At 71.9% G+C, this 16,949-nt stretch carries 13 protein-coding genes and 1 pseudogene; 2 read left to right on the forward strand and 12 right to left on the reverse strand.

The annotated features are described in order from the left end of the window. Positions 1-48: 48 nt before the first annotated feature. The 10 genes and pseudogenes from ACFRU2_RS14810 to ACFRU2_RS14855 all read right to left on the reverse strand — a co-directional run bounded on the left by ACFRU2_RS14810 (position 49) and on the right by ACFRU2_RS14855 (position 12,162). Positions 49-441: a cytidine deaminase gene (locus tag ACFRU2_RS14810; protein WP_243333749.1), complete on the reverse strand. Its 393-nt coding sequence runs from the start codon at positions 439-441 to the stop codon at positions 49-51. Continuing rightward, positions 438-1,703 carry an ABC transporter permease gene (locus ACFRU2_RS14815; RefSeq protein WP_382971980.1) on the reverse strand — a complete coding sequence of 422 codons (1,266 nt, stop codon included), beginning with the start codon at positions 1,701-1,703 and terminating at the stop codon, positions 438-440. The genes ACFRU2_RS14810 and ACFRU2_RS14815 overlap by 4 nt, the downstream gene beginning before the upstream one ends. Next, positions 1,700-2,815 (reverse strand): ABC transporter permease, encoded by a 1,116-nt coding sequence (locus tag ACFRU2_RS14820; RefSeq protein WP_382971982.1) that lies wholly within the window; start codon positions 2,813-2,815, stop codon positions 1,700-1,702. The genes ACFRU2_RS14815 and ACFRU2_RS14820 overlap by 4 nt, the downstream gene beginning before the upstream one ends. After that, on the reverse strand, positions 2,812-4,446 hold the full coding sequence (locus tag ACFRU2_RS14825) for an ABC transporter ATP-binding protein (RefSeq protein WP_382972545.1): 1,635 nt from the start codon (positions 4,444-4,446) through the stop codon (positions 2,812-2,814). Before ACFRU2_RS14825 ends, ACFRU2_RS14820 begins: the two co-directional genes overlap by 4 nt. Positions 4,447-4,708: 262 nt before the next feature. Continuing rightward, positions 4,709-5,767 carry a BMP family ABC transporter substrate-binding protein gene (locus tag ACFRU2_RS14830; RefSeq protein ID WP_351438277.1) on the reverse strand — a complete coding sequence of 353 codons (1,059 nt, stop codon included), beginning with the start codon at positions 5,765-5,767 and terminating at the stop codon, positions 4,709-4,711. 218 nt (positions 5,768-5,985) lie between these two features. Further along, positions 5,986-7,254 (reverse strand): M20 family metallopeptidase, encoded by a 1,269-nt coding sequence (locus ACFRU2_RS14835; RefSeq protein WP_382972547.1) that lies wholly within the window; start codon positions 7,252-7,254, stop codon positions 5,986-5,988. A 149-nt stretch (positions 7,255-7,403) separates the two neighbouring features. Further along, complete coding sequence (locus ACFRU2_RS14840) at positions 7,404-8,585, reverse strand: hypothetical protein (protein ID WP_382971984.1); 1,182 nt, start codon at positions 8,583-8,585, stop codon at positions 7,404-7,406. A 134-nt stretch (positions 8,586-8,719) separates the two neighbouring features. Next, positions 8,720-9,628 (reverse strand): N-acetylneuraminate synthase family protein, encoded by a 909-nt coding sequence (locus ACFRU2_RS14845; RefSeq protein ID WP_382972549.1) that lies wholly within the window; start codon positions 9,626-9,628, stop codon positions 8,720-8,722. 450 nt (positions 9,629-10,078) lie between these two features. Next, positions 10,079-10,540 (reverse strand): annotated as a pseudogene (locus ACFRU2_RS14850) (cytidylyltransferase domain-containing protein); the annotation flags it as partial. A 116-nt stretch (positions 10,541-10,656) separates the two neighbouring features. After that, on the reverse strand, positions 10,657-12,162 hold the full coding sequence (locus ACFRU2_RS14855; protein WP_382971985.1) for a DUF6716 putative glycosyltransferase: 1,506 nt from the start codon (positions 12,160-12,162) through the stop codon (positions 10,657-10,659). 176 nt (positions 12,163-12,338) lie between these two features. Between ACFRU2_RS14855 and ACFRU2_RS14860 the strand changes: the two genes are divergently transcribed. Both ACFRU2_RS14860 and ACFRU2_RS14865 read left to right on the forward strand, forming a co-directional pair. Continuing rightward, the gene (locus ACFRU2_RS14860; RefSeq protein WP_382971987.1) at positions 12,339-13,313 is read left to right on the forward strand and encodes a glycosyltransferase family 2 protein; all 975 of its coding nucleotides are present in this window, start codon (positions 12,339-12,341) and stop codon (positions 13,311-13,313) included. Beyond that, entirely contained in the window at positions 13,310-14,674 is a 1,365-nt protein-coding gene (locus ACFRU2_RS14865) for a polysialyltransferase family glycosyltransferase (RefSeq protein ID WP_382971988.1), read from the forward strand. The genes ACFRU2_RS14860 and ACFRU2_RS14865 overlap by 4 nt, the downstream gene beginning before the upstream one ends. A gap of 57 nt (positions 14,675-14,731) precedes the next feature. On the opposite strand, the gene ACFRU2_RS14870 is transcribed toward ACFRU2_RS14865, so the two are convergent. Further along, positions 14,732-16,165 carry a hypothetical protein gene (locus ACFRU2_RS14870; protein ID WP_382971990.1) on the reverse strand — a complete coding sequence of 478 codons (1,434 nt, stop codon included), beginning with the start codon at positions 16,163-16,165 and terminating at the stop codon, positions 14,732-14,734. A 112-nt stretch (positions 16,166-16,277) separates the two neighbouring features. Then, positions 16,278-16,949: a leucine efflux protein LeuE gene (leuE, locus tag ACFRU2_RS14875; RefSeq protein WP_382971992.1), complete on the reverse strand. Its 672-nt coding sequence runs from the start codon at positions 16,947-16,949 to the stop codon at positions 16,278-16,280.

Here is a 16,949-nt window from a genome sequence, read left to right on the forward strand (position 1 = left end):
CAAGGGAGACGGCCCCCCGCCCGGCAGGGCGGAGGGCCGTCGCCGCGGCTATCTCAGGTGGTCCGGCCCGAAGGCCTGCGGCAGCATCGCGGAGAGCGGCAGGACGCCTTCCGGCGTCTCCACCTGGAGCTCGGCGCCGCCGAACTCGAAGAGGAGCTGGCGGCAGCGACCGCAGGGGACGAGGATCTCGCCCTTGCCGTCCACGCACGTGAAGTGCGTGAGGCGGCCGCCGCCCGTGGCCTGGAGGGAGGAGACCAGCCCGCACTCGGCGCACAGGCCGAGCCCGTAGCTGGCGTTCTCCACGTTGCAGCCGACGACGGTGCGGCCGTCGTCGACCAGCGCCGCGACGCCGACCGGGAAGCCGGAGTACGGGGCGTACGCCCGGGACATGGCCTCCCGGGCGGCCTCGCGCAGGGCCTCCCAGTCGGGAGCGGCCGTCACTTGCCCTGGCCCTTGCGGTACGGCATGCCGTCCGCCTTCGGCATCCGCAGGCGCTGCGCGGACAGCGCGAGCACCAGCAGCGTGGTCAGGTACGGGGCGGCGTCCACGAACTGGCTGGGCACCTGGTCCGTCAGCGCGTACCAGAGGAACAGCAGCACGGCGAAGACCGCCGAGACGCCGGCCGGGACGTAGCGCTTCTTGTAGAGCTGCCAGGCGACGACCAGGACGAGCAGGATCGCGATCAGCAGCAGCATCGCGTGGACGTTCTCGGCGCCGCCGCGCAGCTTGAGGCTGTCGGTGAAGCCGAACAGGCCGGCGCCCAGCGCCATGCCGCCCGGCATCCAGTTGCCGAAGATCATCGCGGCGAGGCCGATGTAGCCGCGGCCGCCGGTCTGGCCCTCCTGGTAGATCGGGCTGGCCACGATCGACAGGAACGCGCCGCCCAGGCCCGCGAGGGCACCCGAGACGATCACGGCGATGTACTTGTACTTGTAGACGTTGACGCCGAGGGATTCGGCGGCGACGGGGTTCTCGCCGCAGGAGCGCAGGCGCAGGCCGAAGGTGGTGCGCCACAGTACCCACCAGGTGCCGGGGATCAGCAGCAGGGCGACGACGGTCAGCAGCGACAGGCCGGTGACCAGGCCGCCGACGAGGCCCGCGAGGTCCGAGATGAAGAACCAGTGCTTGCCCTGGAGGCTCGTCATCCAGTCCGACAGCCCCGGCACGGTGATCTCGTAGATGGGCTCGACGCGCGGGGACTGCTTGGAGGAGCCGCCCGGCGCCTCGGCGAACGTGAAGTTCGACAGGTACTGGGTGAAGCCCAGCGCCAGGATGTTGATGGCCACACCGGAGACGATGTGGTTCACGTTGAAGGTGACCGTGATGATCGCGTGCAGCAGGCCGCCGATGGCGCCGCCGATCAGGCCGGCGATCACGCCGGTCCAGGGGCCCCACTGGTAGCCGGCCCAGGCACCGAACCAGGTGCCGAGGATCATCATGCCTTCGAGGCCGATGTTGACGACGCCCGCGCGCTCGGCCCACAGGCCGCCGAGGCCGGCGAGGCCGATCGGCACGGCGAGGGAGAGCGCTCCGGAGACCTGGCCGATGGAGGTCAGGTCGTCCGCGCCGCTGATCACGCGGACCAGCGAGATCAGCGCGAGGCCGCCCGCGACGATCAGCATGATCCACGGGAGGGTGAGCTTGGTGCGTCCGCCCTGCTTCTTGGGTGCGGCGCTGGTCGCGGAAACGGTGCTGGTGCTCACGCCGAGACCTCCTTCTCGGTCGGAATGGCGTGGCCCGCGGCCAGCTCCTCGCCGACCTTCTGCTGCTGGCGTCGGATCCCGTAACGGCGGACGAGCTCGTAGGAGACGACGACCGCGATCACGATCAGGCCCTTCATGATCGTGCCGATCTCCTTCGCGTACCCGGCCGTGTCGAGCGAGGCCGAGGCCTTGTCGATGAAGGCCATCAGGAACGCGGCGAAGAAGATGCCGACGGGGCTGTTGCGGCCCAGCAGCGCGATGGTGATGCCGGTGAAGCCGACACCGACCGGGAAGGACAGGCTGTACGTGTGGCTCTCGCCCAGCAGCACCGGCATGCCGGCGAGACCGGCGACGGCGCCGGAGATGAGCATCGAGGTGATGATCATCTTCTTGGCGTCCACACCGGAGGCCTGCGCGGCGGACTCGCTGGCGCCGGTGGCGCGCAGGTCGAAGCCGAAGCGGGTGCGGTTCAGGACGAACCAGTAGACCGCGCCCAGTGCGAAGGCGATGAAGGTGAAGCCGTAGATCTCCAGGCCGTCACCGAGGGAGATCGCCGGGAACCAGCCCGACTTCGCGATCTCGCCGGTGGTCAGGTCGTTGGAGCCCGCCGGCTGGACGCCGAGGTTCTTCGGCAGGATCAGCCAGGCGATCAGGCTGGTGGCGATCGCGTTCAGCATGATCGTGGAGACGACCTCGCTGACTCCGCGCTTGGCCTTCAGGATGCCCGCGATGCCGGCCCAGAAGGCACCGACCAGCATGGCGACGATCACGATCAGCAGGATGTGCAGCGGGCCGGGCAGCGAGACCGCCGCGCCGACGACCGCCGACAGCATCGCCGCGAGCCGGTACTGGCCGTCGACGCCGATGTTGAAGAGGTTCATCCGGAAGCCGACGGCCACGGCCAGGGCCGCCAGGTAGTACGTACCGGCCTGGTTGACGATGAGGACCTGGACGTCCTCGTAGCCCGCGTTCTCCACCATGAGCCGCAGCGGTTCGATCGGGTCCACACCCGTCGCCGCCAGGACGATCATGGTCAGCAGGAAGGCGGTGACCAGCGCGAGCGCGGGCCCGGCGAAGCCGAGGAGCAGCCGGTCCTTGTCGAGTTTCTTCATCGGGCCTCGTCCTCCGGGGAGTCGGTACGGGCATCCGTGCCGGCGTCGGAGCGGTTGTCGGTGGCGTCCAGGTTCCCGGAAGCGGCGCCCGTCATGGCGGTGCCGAGCTCTTCCGGGGTCACGGTCGCGGGGTCTGCGTCCGCGACCAGGCGGCCGCGGTAGATGACGCGCAGGGTGTCGGACAGGCCGATGAGCTCGTCCAGGTCGGCGGAGATCAGCAGGACCGCCAGGCCTTCGCGGCGGGCCTCGCGGATCGCGTCCCAGATCTGCGCCTGCGCACCGACGTCCACACCGCGGGTGGGGTGGGCGGCGATGAGGAACTTCGGGTTGTGGCTCATCTCGCGGCCGACGATCAGCTTCTGCTGGTTGCCGCCGGAGAGCGAGGCCGCCGTGACCTCGATGCCGGGCGTGCGGACGTCGTACTCGCGCACGATCCGCTCGGTGTCCTTGCGGGCGGCCTTCGGGTCGATGATGCCGCGCTTGGAGTTGGGGGCTTCGGTGACGTGGCCGAGGATGCGGTTCTCCCAGAGGGGAGCTTCCAGCAGCAGACCGTGCCGGTGGCGGTCCTCGGGGATGTAGCCGATGCCGCCCTCGCGGCGCTTGCGCACCGGGGACTTGGTGATGTCCTTGCCGTCGAGGGTGATGACGCCCGCGTCGGGGGTCAGCATGCCCATCAGGGCCTCGATCAGCTCGGTCTGGCCGTTGCCCTCGACGCCCGCGATGCCGAGGATCTCGCCCTTGTGGATCGTGAGGCTGATCCCGTCGAGCAGCAGGCGTCCGGCGACCGGGGCCTCGCGCAGGTTGGCGTCCGGCAGGCCCGGCGTGCGCGCGGTGTCCTCCGTGACGACGGGCGCGCCGCCCTCGGCGACGGTCAGCCGCTCTACCCGGAGCATCGGGACGGTGGTCACCGTGGACTCGCGGGTCTCCGGGGAGGGCAGCTCGGAGCCGACCATCAGCTCGGCGAGCTGCTTGGTCGTGGCGGTCCGCGGGTCGGCGGTGCCGACCGTGGTGCCGCGCCGGATGACGGTGATGTCGTCGGCGACCTTCAGGACCTCGCCCAGCTTGTGCGAGATGAAGATGACGGTCAGGCCCTCGGACTTGAGCTCGCGCAGGTTGTCGAAGAGCGCGTCGACCTCCTGCGGCACCAGGACCGCGGTCGGCTCGTCGAGGATGAGGATCTTCGCGCCGCGGTAGAGGACCTTGAGGATCTCCACGCGCTGGCGGTCGGCGACGCCGAGGTCCTCGACCAGGGCGTCGGGACGCACGCCGAGGCCGTACGCGTCCGAGATCTCCTTGATCTTCTTACGGGCCTTCGCGCCGATGCCGTAGAGCTTCTCGCCGCCGAGGACCACGTTCTCCAGGACGGTGAGGTTGTCGGCCAGCATGAAGTGCTGGTGCACCATGCCGATACCGCGGGCGATGGCATCGCCGGGGCTGCTGAAGGAGACCTGCTCCCCGTCGATGGCGATGGTGCCCTCGTCCGGCTTCTGCATGCCGTAGAGGATCTTCATCAGCGTCGACTTGCCGGCGCCGTTCTCACCGATCAGGGCGTGGACCGTGCCCTTGCGGACGGTGATCGCGATGTCCTTGTTGGCGACGACGCCGGGGAAGCGCTTGGTGATGCCGTGCAGTTCTACGGCGGGGGGCGGGCTGGACGCGTTGATGACGCACTCTCCTTGGCGCGGAAGGAGCGAAGACAGGGAGGGGACAGGGCGGGGGGAGAAAGTATCGCGTCCACGATGCTTCTACGCGCGTAGCACTGTCGAAAGTGAAAACTTGCGGCCAACCGGCCACAAGATCACATCAAACCACGTGACACGGGCCGGGGCCCGGGAGCGATGAGACCGCTTCCCGGACCCCGGGTATCACGTGTACAGCGGGTCGGACCAGGCCTTACGGCGCGGTCTTGACCTCGATCTTCTTGGCGATGATGTCGGCCTTCGCCTTGTCGACCGCGGCGACGAGGTCGGTCATCTCCTTGTACTTCGGGTTGGAGTCGGCCAGGCCGACGCCGTCCTTATCCAGGCCGTAGCGGACCTCACCGGACTCCGGCTTGCCGTCCTGGACCGACTTGATCAGGTTGTAGACCGAGTCGGAGACGTCCTTGGTGACCGAGGTCAGGATGAAGTCCTTGTACTTCGCCAGACCGGCCTGGTTGTACTGGTCCGAGTCGACGCCGATGGACCACTTGCCCTTGGCGGACGCGGCCTCGATGGCACCGGAGCCGGCCAGACCGGCGGCCGAGTAGATCACGTCGGCGCCCTTGTCGAGCTGACCCTCGGCGGCGGCCTTGCCCAGGTCGGGCTTGGCGAAGCCGTCGAAGTTCGGCGGCTGCGTCAGGTACTGGACGAGCACCTTGGCGTTCGGGTTGGTGTCCTTGACGCCCTGCGCGAAGCCGGCCTCGAACTTCTTGATCAGCGGAACCTCGACACCGCCGATGAAGCCGACCGTGCCGGTCTTGGACGCCTTGGCGGCGGCGACGCCGGCCAGGTAGGAGCCCTGCTCCTCGTTGAAGACGAGGTTGGCGATGTTCTTCGCCTGCACCGAGGTGTCGTCGATGATGCCGAAGGTGGTGTCCGGGAACTTCTCGGCGACCTTCTTGATGGCCGGCGCGTAGGCGAAGCCGACGCCGATGACCGGGTTGTTGCCCTTGCGGGCCAGCTCGGTGAGGCGCTGGACCTTGTCGGCCTCGCCCTCGCCGTCGGTGGGCTCCGCCTGGGCGCCCTTGATCTTGAGGTCCGTCTCGGCCTTGTGCAGACCCTCGTAGGCGGCGTCGTTGAACGACTGGTCGCCGCGGCCACCGATGTCGTACGCGATGGCGGCGGACTTCTCCGAGGAGGAGGACGCGGAGGAAGACGAGTCGGAGGACTTCTTACCACCGCAGGCGGTGGCCGAGAGGGCCAGCGCGGCGGACGCGAGGCCCACGGTGGCGATCCTGGTGATCCGGCGCAAGGGGAGGCTCCTTCAAAACCTGACCGAAGCGCCACGACCGGCGCTGGTTTCGCCGAGATCGTAACGCGCGTAGATGTCAGTTAAAGGCCCGTTCATGAGTCGTTATCGGATCGTCGTGAACCAGACAGTGACCGATCAGTAACAGCCGACGCGCCCGACCCATGTGTACCAAGGGCTGGACGCGTCCGCCGGAACAACCGCCGATGTTGTAAGAACTTCTACCCGGCCGACCCCGCGAGCCTGGCGCGTCGCCCTTCGAGCGGCTTGCCGTCGAGCAGGGCGGCGGCCGTGAAGAACTCCACGCCGACCCCGATCGCGGTCTCGTCGACGTCGAAATCACCCCGGTGCAGATCCCGCTTCGCCGTGTCCCCCGGCGTACGGACGCCCAGGCGTGCCATGGCTCCGGGGACGTGCTCCAGGTACCAGGAGAAGTCCTCGCCGCCCAGGCTCTGCTCGGTGTCCTCGACCGAGTCGGCCCCGCGCCGGGCGCTCATCGCCTCGCGCAGCAGTTCGGTGATCACCGGATCGTTGACGACCGGAGGCACCCCGCGCACGTAGGTGATCTCCGACTTGGCCCGGTGCATCGAGGCGATCTCGTCGATGATCGCGTGGATCTGGTCGGGGGCCTCGTGCCAGGAGGCCAGGTCCAGGCACCGAACGGTTCCGGACAGTTCCGCGTGCATCGGGATGACGTTGCAGGCGTGCCCGGCCTCGATCCGGCCCCAGGTGACCGACATGCCCGAGCGGGCGTCCATCCGCTTGGTCAGCAGCGCCGGCAGGTCGAGGGCGAGCCGGGCGGCCGCGGTCACCAGGTCGGTGGTCAGGTGCGGACGGGCCGTGTGCCCGCCGGGGCCTTCGAGGGTGACCTCCAGCCGGTCGCAGGCCGAGGTGATGGGCCCGGTGCGCAGGCCGATGCGGCCGGCGTCGACCCGGGGGTCGCAGTGCAGGGCGATGATCTTGCCCACGCCGTCCAGCACCCCGGAGTCGATGGCCTCGGTGGCGCCGCCGGGCAGCACCTCCTCGGCGGGCTGGAAGAGCAGCCGCACCGGCCGGGGCAGCTCGCCCCGACGGTCGAGCTCGGCGAGGACCAGGCCCGCGCCGAGCACCACGGTGGTGTGCACGTCGTGTCCGCAGGCGTGGGCGCGGTCCGGGACGGTGGAGCGGTACGAGACGTGCGTCTTGGCATCCGGGATGGGCAGGGCGTCGATGTCCGCGCGCAGGGCCAGCATCGGACGTACGCCGTCCCAGGTGCCGACGTCACAGATGAGCCCGGTGCCCGACTTCAGCACCCTCGGGCGCAGGCCGGCTTTCTCCAGCCGGGCCTTGATCGCCGCCGTGGTGCGGAACTCCTGGTGTCCTAGCTCGGGATGCATGTGCAAGTCCCGGCGGAAGGCGATCAGTTCGGCACGCAGGTGGTCCGGAAGCTTGCCGGGCAGCTCGGGCCGGTCGGGCGTGCCGGGCAGGGCGGTCTGGGACTCGCGGGACATCAACTGGTTCACCCGTTTAAGGGTAGGCCCACCCATGGGTCAACTGGCTGGAGATCACCAAAAGTTCATGCCGTTAGGGGAAAGAAACCCGGCCTCTGGACGCATGACCGGATGAAGGCGCGGGTAAACTCGCGCGCTCACTCATGCACTCATCCGGCCGCCGGAGCCGTCTGAGCAGGAAGTCTGTGCACATCACGGGCGGTGTCGGTGACTCCGGCGAGGAAACCGCGGGCCCGCTCCGAGGCCGACGGGGTGAGCCAGCTCGGATCGACATCGCATACGGCCACGGTCACGCCGGTGCCGATCAGTGCGTAGGGCAGGGTGTGGACGACTGTGGACGGAAAGCTGACGATCGTCCGGCCGACCGGGCCCCGCCGGGCGATCAGCTCCAGCGGCAGGTCCGGACGTACGATCTCCAGCCCCGTCGCCTCGCTCAGGGCGCGCAGCTTCTCCGGGGATTCCCGGCGGTGGGCGAAGTAGCGGGTCGCGCCGTGTTCCAGGGTCAGGGCGCGCACCGCCTCCAGATAGCGGTCCGGGTCGACCACGCCGGTCTCCACCAGCGAGGTCCCGACCAGGTCGGTGCCCTTGGTCAGCCGGGGCGGGCCGAAACGGGCCCGGGTCCACGCGAAGTCGTTGAGCCGGACGGTCATCCCGCTGTGCGCGGTGACCGGCATCGAGCTGAACACCTCGACGCGGCGGCGGCCGTCCGGCCCCGGGGTGAACCGCCGCCGGGCCGTCGCCGAGACCGGCGCGTACGCCAGCTCGCGCAGCCGGCCCGGGAGGCCTCCGCCGCCGACCCGGTGCCAGCGCACGAGGCGCTCGCCGCGGGCCGTCTGGGCGACGAACTCCATGGTCGCGGTGCCGTCGTCGACCACGACGAGCTCCTCGGCCCGGACGAGCGTGAGCAGGAGCTGCACGTAGCGGGAGAACGGATCCCCTATCACGACCCGCTCGGCCGCCCGCACCTCCCGCGCGAGCGCGGCGAAGGCCTTGACCGGCGTGAACCGGCCGCCGCGGGCCTCCTGCCAGCGCACCTCGTGCCCCTCGTCCCGGGCCAGCCCCGCCATCCGGCGCAGCTGCCCCCGGGACATGGGGTCGGTGGGCGGGAGCACCACGATCCGCAGGTTCTGCGCGGCAGCCGGCGCGGCCGCCGCTGCCTCCGCGGCCTCCCCGGCCGGACCGGGACCGGTCCCGCCGCCGCGGGCCGGCTGGCTCGGGACGGCTCCGAGGAGCCGGCCGGCGCCCCGGGCGTGCGCCCACTCCAGGACGTTGAGGAGCTGGACCGGGCTTTCGACGAACGCCAGGGTCGGGGCGGGGGCTGAGCGGGTCACCAGGTGCTCCTCGTCGGAGGGTGGAGGGGAACGGTGCGGCTGCGGCCGATGGGACGCCGGACGGAGTCCGGCGCAGCGCCCCGAAGCCCGGGAGGCCCGCCAGGGCCGAGCGGTGCGAGGGGCGCGTCAAAAAATCAGACCGCGGCGAGCTCCCCCTGGACGCGGCGGAGCTTCTTCATCGGGCCGAGCTCGGACGCGTAGACGCGCTTGACTCCGTCGCCCAGCGCGGTCTCGATGGTGCGGATGTCGCGGACCAGGCGGGTCAGGCCGCCCGGCTCGACGGAGGCGGCCTGGTCGGAGCCCCACATCGCGCGGTCGAGGGTGATGTGGCGTTCCACGAAGGCGGCGCCGAGGGCCACGGCGGCCAGGGTGGTCTGCAGGCCCGTCTCGTGGCCGGAGTAGCCGATCGGGACGTTCGGGTACTCCTCCCGCAGGGTGTTGATGACCCGCAGGTTGAGCTCCTCGGCCTTGGCCGGGTACGTCGAAGTGGCGTGGCAGAGCAGGATGTTGTCGCTGCCGAGCACCTCCACCGCGTGCCGGATCTGCTTCGGGGTGGACATGCCGGTGGAGAGGACGACGGTGCGGCCGGTGGAGCGCAGCGCGCGCAGCAGCTCGTCGTCGGTCAGGGAGGCGGAGGCCACCTTGTGGGCGGGGACGTCGAACTTCTCCAGGAAGGCGACGGCCTCGGTGTCCCACGGGGAGGCGAACCAGTCGATGCCGCGCTTGGCGCAGTGCTCGTCGATGGCGCGGTACTCGCTCTCGCCGAACTCCACGCGGTGGCGGTAGTCGATGTAGGTCATCCGGCCCCAGGGGGTGTCGCGCTCGACGTCCCACTGGTCGCGGGGGGTGCAGATCTCGGGGGTGCGCTTCTGGAACTTCACGGCGTCGCAGCCGGCTTCGGCGGCGGCGTCGATGAGGGCGAGGGCGTTGCCGAGGTCGCCGTTGTGGTTGATGCCGATCTCGCCGACGACGTAGACGGGGTGGCCCGGTCCGGCGGTGCGGGAGCCGAAGGTACGGAGGCGGGGGGCGGGGGTGACCGTCATGGCAGGGCTGTCCTTCGGAGCGTGGGGTGTACGAGGGGGTGCGGGCACTGGGGTGGGGGTGGGGGCTGGGGTGTGGGACGGGGTGTGGACCGAGGGGGTGACCGGCGCCGGGCGGGGTGTGCGGGCCGGTGCGGCGAGGGGGGCGAGTACGGGGACGAGGGCGCGGGCGCGGGCCAGGTCGTGGGGGTCGTCGATCTCCAGCACCCGTGCCGGGTCGGTGGCGACCGGGACGGTCCGCCCGAAGAACCGGTGGCGGGCGGTCCGGAATCCGGCGGCGTCCATGGCGTAGGCGGCGCCGGTCTCCAGGAGGTCCTGGGGGCGGTCCTGGCGGCGGGGGCGGTACGAGGTGTCGTGGTTGACCCCGGTCCCGGAGCCGTCGGGCGCCGCCCGCCAGAGGAAGCCGTGGAAGGGGGCTGCGGTGAGCGCGGAGTCGGCGGCGCCGGACGCGACGGCGGCGGCGACGGACTCCACGTCGGAGGCGGTGACGAAGGGGCTGGTGCACTGGACGAGGAGGACCACGTCGACGGTGACGGAGTGCAGCTCCTCGAAGGCGTCGAGCGCGTGCAGCAGGGCGGCCTCGCTGGTGGCGGTGTCCCCGGAGATCCCGGCGGGCCGCCGCAGCACCACGGCCCCGGCCCCGCGGGCGGCGTCGCCGATGGCCTCGGAGTCGGTGGACACCAGGACGTCGGTGACGGTCGCGGCCCCCAGGCAGGCCCGGACGGCCCGGACCACGAGCGGCACCCCGCCGACGTCGGCCAGGTTCTTCCCGGGCACGCCCTTGGACCCCCCGCGCGCGGGAATCACGGCGAGCACCCTGGGCACGGAGCGGGCCACGCGGAGGGACCCCGCGGTGGCCGGGGCGGGAACGACGGCGTGCGGGGTCGCGGCACCGGCGGGCATGGCTGCGGGCATGGCTGCGGCACGTGTCGCGGCGGCGGGCGAAGCTGCGGCGCGGGTGGCGGCCGCGGCGCGTGTCGCGGCGGCGCGTGCGACGGCGGCGCGCGTGACGGCTCGGGCCGGGCGGGGGCTCACAGCTCCCCCAGGCGGCGGATCGCCGGCGCGACGCGCTGGACGCCGTGGCGGTAGGCGCCCCGGGCGGCTTCGCGCAGGTGGGCGCGGAGCCGGCGGCGCAGCCGGGACCCCTCGGCGCCGCTCCGGGCCGCGCCGGGCAACGGGTGCCCGTCGGGGCCGAGATGGTGCCTGGCCAGGATCCCGGGCAGGTATCCCGGCGCGGTGTCCAGGGTGTAGTAGGGCGCCACGGGCGGGAGCGGGCCCCCGCCCAGCAGCTCCGCGAGATGGGCCTGCGCGGCGGCGTACTGGTCGGCGAGGGCCGGGACGGAGGCCGAGGCAGACGCCGCGGCGGAGACCGGGGCACGCGCCGCGGCGGAGACCGGGGCACGCGCCGCGGCGGAGACCGGGGCACGCGCCGCGGCGGAGACCGGGGCAGGGGCCGGGGCCCGTCCGGGTAGGGTTCCCGGCGGGTTGCCCACGCCCTGGGACGCGAGCCAGGCCGGGTCGGCCTCGGGGAGCAGGCCCGCGTCGAGCTGGGTCCAGGAGGCCAGGCAGCCGGAGCCCAGGAAGTGGTGGTTGCCGAGGGTCTCGCGGACGCCGAGGTCGGTCAGGACGGCCGTCGGGATGCCCCGGTGGAGGGATTCCAGGGCCGCCGTGGAGGAGACGGTGACCAGCAGGTCCGTGGTGTCCAGGACCTCGCCCATGTTCCCGTACACCAGACGGCAGTTGGAGGGCAGGCCACCGGGGAGCTGCTCCGCGAGGCGCTGGTACGGGAGCTCCTCCAGGTGCGTGGTGTGCTCCCCCGGACGGCTGCGCAGTTTGATCAGCACCTCGCGCCCGGGGTGCAGCCGGGCGTGTTCCGCCGCGCGGCGCAGCAGGTACGCACGGTCCGCGCGGGCGTCCGGGACGGACGGCTGGACCGCGAAGACCACCCGGTGGGTCGTGCCCCCCACCGGTTCGTACCCGTGCGCGTCGGCCGGTGCGAGGAAGGGGAGGGCGGTTTCCACGACGGCCCCGGCGTCGGCGCCGACTCCCTCGTAGACCGCGCGGAACCGCCCGGCGTCGTGGCGGGAGTTGGCGAGGACCAGGTCGGCCCCGTGGCGCAGCAGCAGGCCGTCGGCGAGCTTCTCGTAGACGACTCCGACGTACCCGGTGACGAACGCCGGCCGTGCGGCCGGCTCCGGCCACAGGGCGCGCGCCCCGTGCAGGACGGCCTGGACGGCGCCGCCGACCAGCGCGAGGACGATGACGTCGTACGGCTCGCGCTCCGGCGCCGACAGTTCGGCGAGGAATCCCGCGCAGGTGACTTCGGTGAGCCGGTCCGCCCTGACCCCGACCTCGCCGAGCTGGCGCGCGGTGGGCGTGGCCCGGCCGCGGAGCAGGTATCCGGTCAGGTGGACGGAGTCCGGTTCCGGGGAAAGGCGGCGCGCGGTGAGCGCTCCCCATTTCCAGCGGGTGTCGGAATCGGCGAGTACGGCCACACGGAGGGCGGCCCGATGGGCCGCGCGGTTGCTTGCTGGCACCCGGCAGAAGTTATTCCGGCTTTTCGGTGATCGGCCCAACGAACGCACAACAGCGGGTTAACAACCCGCCGACTCCGTGCGAAAGCGTGCGGGTTAACGTGCCTGCCGTGCGTCGTTCACATGGAATCCGCGTCCGGGCCACAGTGAATGACGAACGGCGCTCTAATGTCTCGCGAGTGCTCAAGCTCTCTGTTGTCGTGCCGTTCTTCAACGTGCAGACGTATGCGCCGGATGCCCTGAAAAGCCTCGAAGTCAACGCTCGGGACGATTTCGAGTTCCTGCTCGTCGACGACCGCTCGACGGACGGGACGCCCGCGCTCCTGGAACGGGCGGCCCGCGAGCTGCCCGGCGCCGTGCACCTCAGACACGAGCGCAACGGCGGCCTGGCGACGGCGCGCAACACCGGTCTGGACGCGGCCCGCGGGGAGTACATCGCCTTCCTCGACGGGGACGACTGGCTGGCGCCGGGCCACCTGGCCCGCACTCTGGCCGCCATCGAGGCCCTGAACTGCGATTTCGTCCGCACCGACCACGTCCAGTGCACGGGCAGGACGCGCAGTGTCCAGCGCGTCCCCTACGGGCCGGAGTCGGTGGTGGCCGATCCGCGCTCCGCGATCCTGCCCGTCGCCCGGGCGACCTCGGTGGACTATCCGTACGCCTGGGCGGGGATGTACCACCGGCGGCTGCTGGACCGCGGGCTGCTGCACTTCACGGACGGTCTGCGGACGGCGGAGGACCGGCCGTGGATCTGGCGGCTGCACCGGGAGGCGGAGTCCTTCGCCCCGGTCGGTCTGCCCGGAATCTTCTACCGTCGCGGGGTTTCCACCTCGCTGACACAAATCGGAGACGAGCGTCAGCTCGATTTCATTCGGGCATTCGATCAAGTTCTGTCGGAAACGGCCGCCGACCGGGAATCCGATCTTCTCCTCCCGAAGGCCGTCCGAACATATTGTGCAATTATCGCGCACCATGTCGGGTCCATCGAAAGGTTCGAACCGCCCGTGGCCAGAAAACTCCGCTCGATGAGTACGGCCGCACTCGGCAGAATGCCGCAGCAGCTCCTGGACCAGACCCTGGACGCGATGGACGCCGACCGCGCGGCCCTGCTCCGCCGGCTGCGGAGCCGGCGCACGGCGGCGGTGGCGGCGTGAACGTCACCCAGATCTTCCTGGCCTCCACCCTCTACGGCACGGCCACCCTCGCCGCCGCCCTCGACGCGGACCTCTTCCCGCCCGCCGGCCGCCGGATCCTGCTGACCAGCAACCACTCCGTCACCGCCGAGATCACCCCCGGCCTGACCGCCGCGCCCGGCTTCGCCGCCCTGGGCACCCGCTTCGACGCGGTCCTCGACTGGAACGCCGTCATCGCCCCGCAGCACCCCAGCACCTGGAGCCCGCGCGCCGAGGACGTCCCGCTGTGGGAACGCCAGTTGCGCGCCTCCTGGGGCCTGGGCACCGACCGCGTCGAGCTGATCGTGGAATCGCTCCAGGTGCCGCCCGCCCAGAGCCTGTGCCGGCTCTTCCCCGGGGCGGCCATAGAGGTCTACGCCGACGGGCTGATGAGCTACGGCCCCACCCGCTTCCGCCTCGACCCCGCGCTCGGGATGCGCGTACGGCGGGTGCTGCACCTGGACCTCGTACCGGGCCTGGAGCCGCTGCTGCTGACCGAGTTCGGCGTACGGGCCGAGGCGATCCCGGCCGCCGCCTTCCTCAAGGTCATCGGCGAGCTCGACGCGGCGGTGCAGACGCCGGAGATCGAGATGCCGGCGCCGGCGGCCGGCCATGACTCCGCGGCCCCCGCGCTCCTGCTGGGCCAGTACCTCTCCGCCCTCGACCTGGTGCCCGCCGCCGAGGAGGAGGAACTGCACGTGGAGATGGTCCGGGGCGCCCACGCGCTGGGCCACCGCGAGCTGGTCTTCAAACCCCACCCCAGCGCCCCCGCCGCCTACTCCCGCCGGGCGGAGGAGGAGGCCGAGCGGCTCGGCGTCCGGCTCACCGTACTGAGCACCCCGGTGCTCGCCGAGACCCTCTACGAGCGGCTGCGCCCGGCCCTGGTCATCGGCTGCTTCTCCACGGGACTGCTCACCGCCGCCACCCTGTACGGGCTCCCGGTGGCCCGGACCGGCACGGGGGCCGTCCTCGCGCGCCTGTCCCCGTACCCGAACAGCAACCGGGTCCCGCTCGTGCTGGCCGACGCCCTGCTGCCCGACCTCGCGGACCCCGAGGCCGTGCGCTCCTGGACCCCGCCGGGACCCGAGCGGGTCGCGGCGGACCTGGCGGGCCTGCTCACGGCGGTGGGCTTCACCATGCAGCCCAGGATCCTGACGGAGCACCGCGCGGAGGCCGAGCGCTGGCTGACCGCGCACCTGACCCCGGACACCTGGCGCTACTTCACCCGCCGCCGGCTGACCACCCTGGGCCTGCCCGGCGGCATCCCGGCGCAGTTGTCCTTCCTGCCCCGCAGCCGCGCCGCCCGCCGGCTGGCCCGGCTGCTGCGCAGGGCGGTCGGCTAGGACCGCGCACCGCACCGCCCCACACAGCACCGCCCCGCGCCACCCCGGCGGCGCGCGCTACGGGGTGACCACGACCTCGGCCACGCGGCTCGCCGCCTGGAAGTGGGTCGCGTCCGCGGGTGCGTACCGGGCCGTCCAGAAGCCGGTCCGCTCGGCCGTGAACTCCCCGGCGAAGGCCCCGTCGGCGTCGGTCCGCGAGGAGCCCATGAGCGTCCAGGCCGTTTCGCCGGCCGGCCGGAAGTAGTAGTGGACGGTCTGGCTCGCGAAGGGCTCCCAGGCCTGCTCCCGGCGGGTCAGCTTCCCGGCGACCGCGATCGGCCCGCCCTTCCCGACCGGCCCGGGCGCGGCGTTGAAGACCGGAACGGCCGTCGGGGTCCGCACGGCCCGGACGGCGGGGGTCGCGGAGCCGTGGACGTCCGGGGTGCCCGCGTACTGCATCCGCACGAAGCCCGGACCCGGATAGTGCAGCGTCGTCTCCACCCGGGCCGGGGCGTTGGTCCCTGGCACGGTGGCGACGTCCACGCTCCGGCGGGTGGTCCAGCCGGTCTCGCCGTCGGGCGAGTACTGCACGTCGACCGTCAGCGAGGTGACGCCGGCGGGGATCTCACCGCGCTCGAACCGGGCCTTGACCTTGACGTTCTCGTCCGCGTCCGCCTCGGCCGTGAAGTCGGTGAAGGCGGTGCCGGCCGTGGTGTCCACGGTGACGTTCATGTTGGTGGTGCTCAGCCAGGGCGTGTTGTCCTGCGTCTTCCACGTGGTGTCCCCGCGGAACGGCTGGACCACGGTGAAGCGGCCGGCGTCGTCCGTGCGGGCGGTCGCCCCGCCCGCGCTGATGGCGGCTCCTGCGGGTACCGGCTGCCACGTGCCGTCGGCGGACTCCCAGGTGACGGTTCCGCCGACCCGGGCGTCCGTTCCGTAGGGGCCGGTCAGGGTCGGGGAGTCCAGGGCGATGCGTGCGGTCACGGCCCCCACGGGCACCGGTACGGACGTCTCGCCCCTGGCGCCGTCCGCCTCGGCCGCCAGGTGGAGGGACGTCTTGTAGGAGTCCTCCCCGTCGCCGTTCTCGGCACCGGAGACGGTGACCCTGGACTCGAAGCGCCCCCGCGCGTCGGTGGCGAGCTGCGTGATGACGGAGCCGGTCCTGGCCGTGAACGCGCCCGTGAACGGCTTGGTCGAGCCGGTGCGGGGGTCGTGGACCGTGATGTAGCCGGAGACCACCGTGTCCGGGTACGCGAGGGAGACCACGTTCGCGGCCGCCACGTGGTCGAAGGAGAGGAACGCCTTCTGGTTCTCCGTGGACGCCGTGGGCGCCGCGGACGCCGCGGGCCCCGTCTGCGCCCTGCTCGCCGTGGTCTCCGTCTGCGCCGTGGTCACCGTGCGCGCGCCGGACCCTTGTGTGAACGGTGCGACGGCCCGGGCGGCCGCCGGCACCGTCAGCACGGCCGCCGTGGCCGTCGCCGCGCAGAGCACCGCGCGGATGTGCTTCTTCATTGATCCCCCGAGATCGATTCTTTGATCAATCTAGGGACCGGTGAGCCCGCCCGATGGTTGTACGGCGAATCGGACGAAACGGGTCGGGTCGGATCGGAGGCCGGCTCGCGGGTCAGCTCACCGCGAGCTTCGCCGCGAAGCCCAGGAAGACCACGCCCGCCGCCGAGCTGGCCCCGGCGGCGAGCCGCTTGCGGCGCCGGAACGTGGCCGCCAGGCGGTCCCCGCCGAAGATCAGCGTGGTCAGGTAGAGGAAGCTGCCGATCTGCATCAGGCTGCCGAGCAGCAGGAAGGACAGCGCCGGGTAGGCGTAGGTGGTGTCCACGAACTGCACGAAGAAGGACATCAGGAAGAGGATGGCCTTCGGGTTGAACAGGCTGATCAGCAGCGCCCGCCGGTAGGGCCGCTCCATGTCCGCGGCCTTCGCCTCGGCGGCTTCGGGCCCGTCCGGGGCGGCCTCGCCGGCCCCGGCGCGCTCGCTGCGGGCGCGCCACATGGTCCACGCGCCCCGCAGCATGCCGAGGGCGAGCCAGCTCAGGTACCCGGCGCCGAGCACCTTGACGACGCCGAACACGATCGGGCTGGTCTGCAGCAGCGCCCCGGCGCCGACCGCGGCCAGGGTCATGAGCACGGCGTCTCCGGTGAACACGCCGGCGGCGGCCCGGTACCCGTGGCGGACCCCGCCGCGCGCGGCGACGGAGAGCACGTAGAGCGAGTTCGGCCCCGGCAGCAAAATGATCAGCACCAGGCCGGCGACGTACGTCGGAAGATCTGTGACACCCAGCAT

It is taken from the genome of Streptomyces sp. NPDC056883 (assembly GCF_042788835.1).
In the GTDB taxonomy this organism is placed as follows: Bacteria; Actinomycetota; Actinomycetes; order Streptomycetales; family Streptomycetaceae; genus Streptomyces; species Streptomyces stoeckheimensis.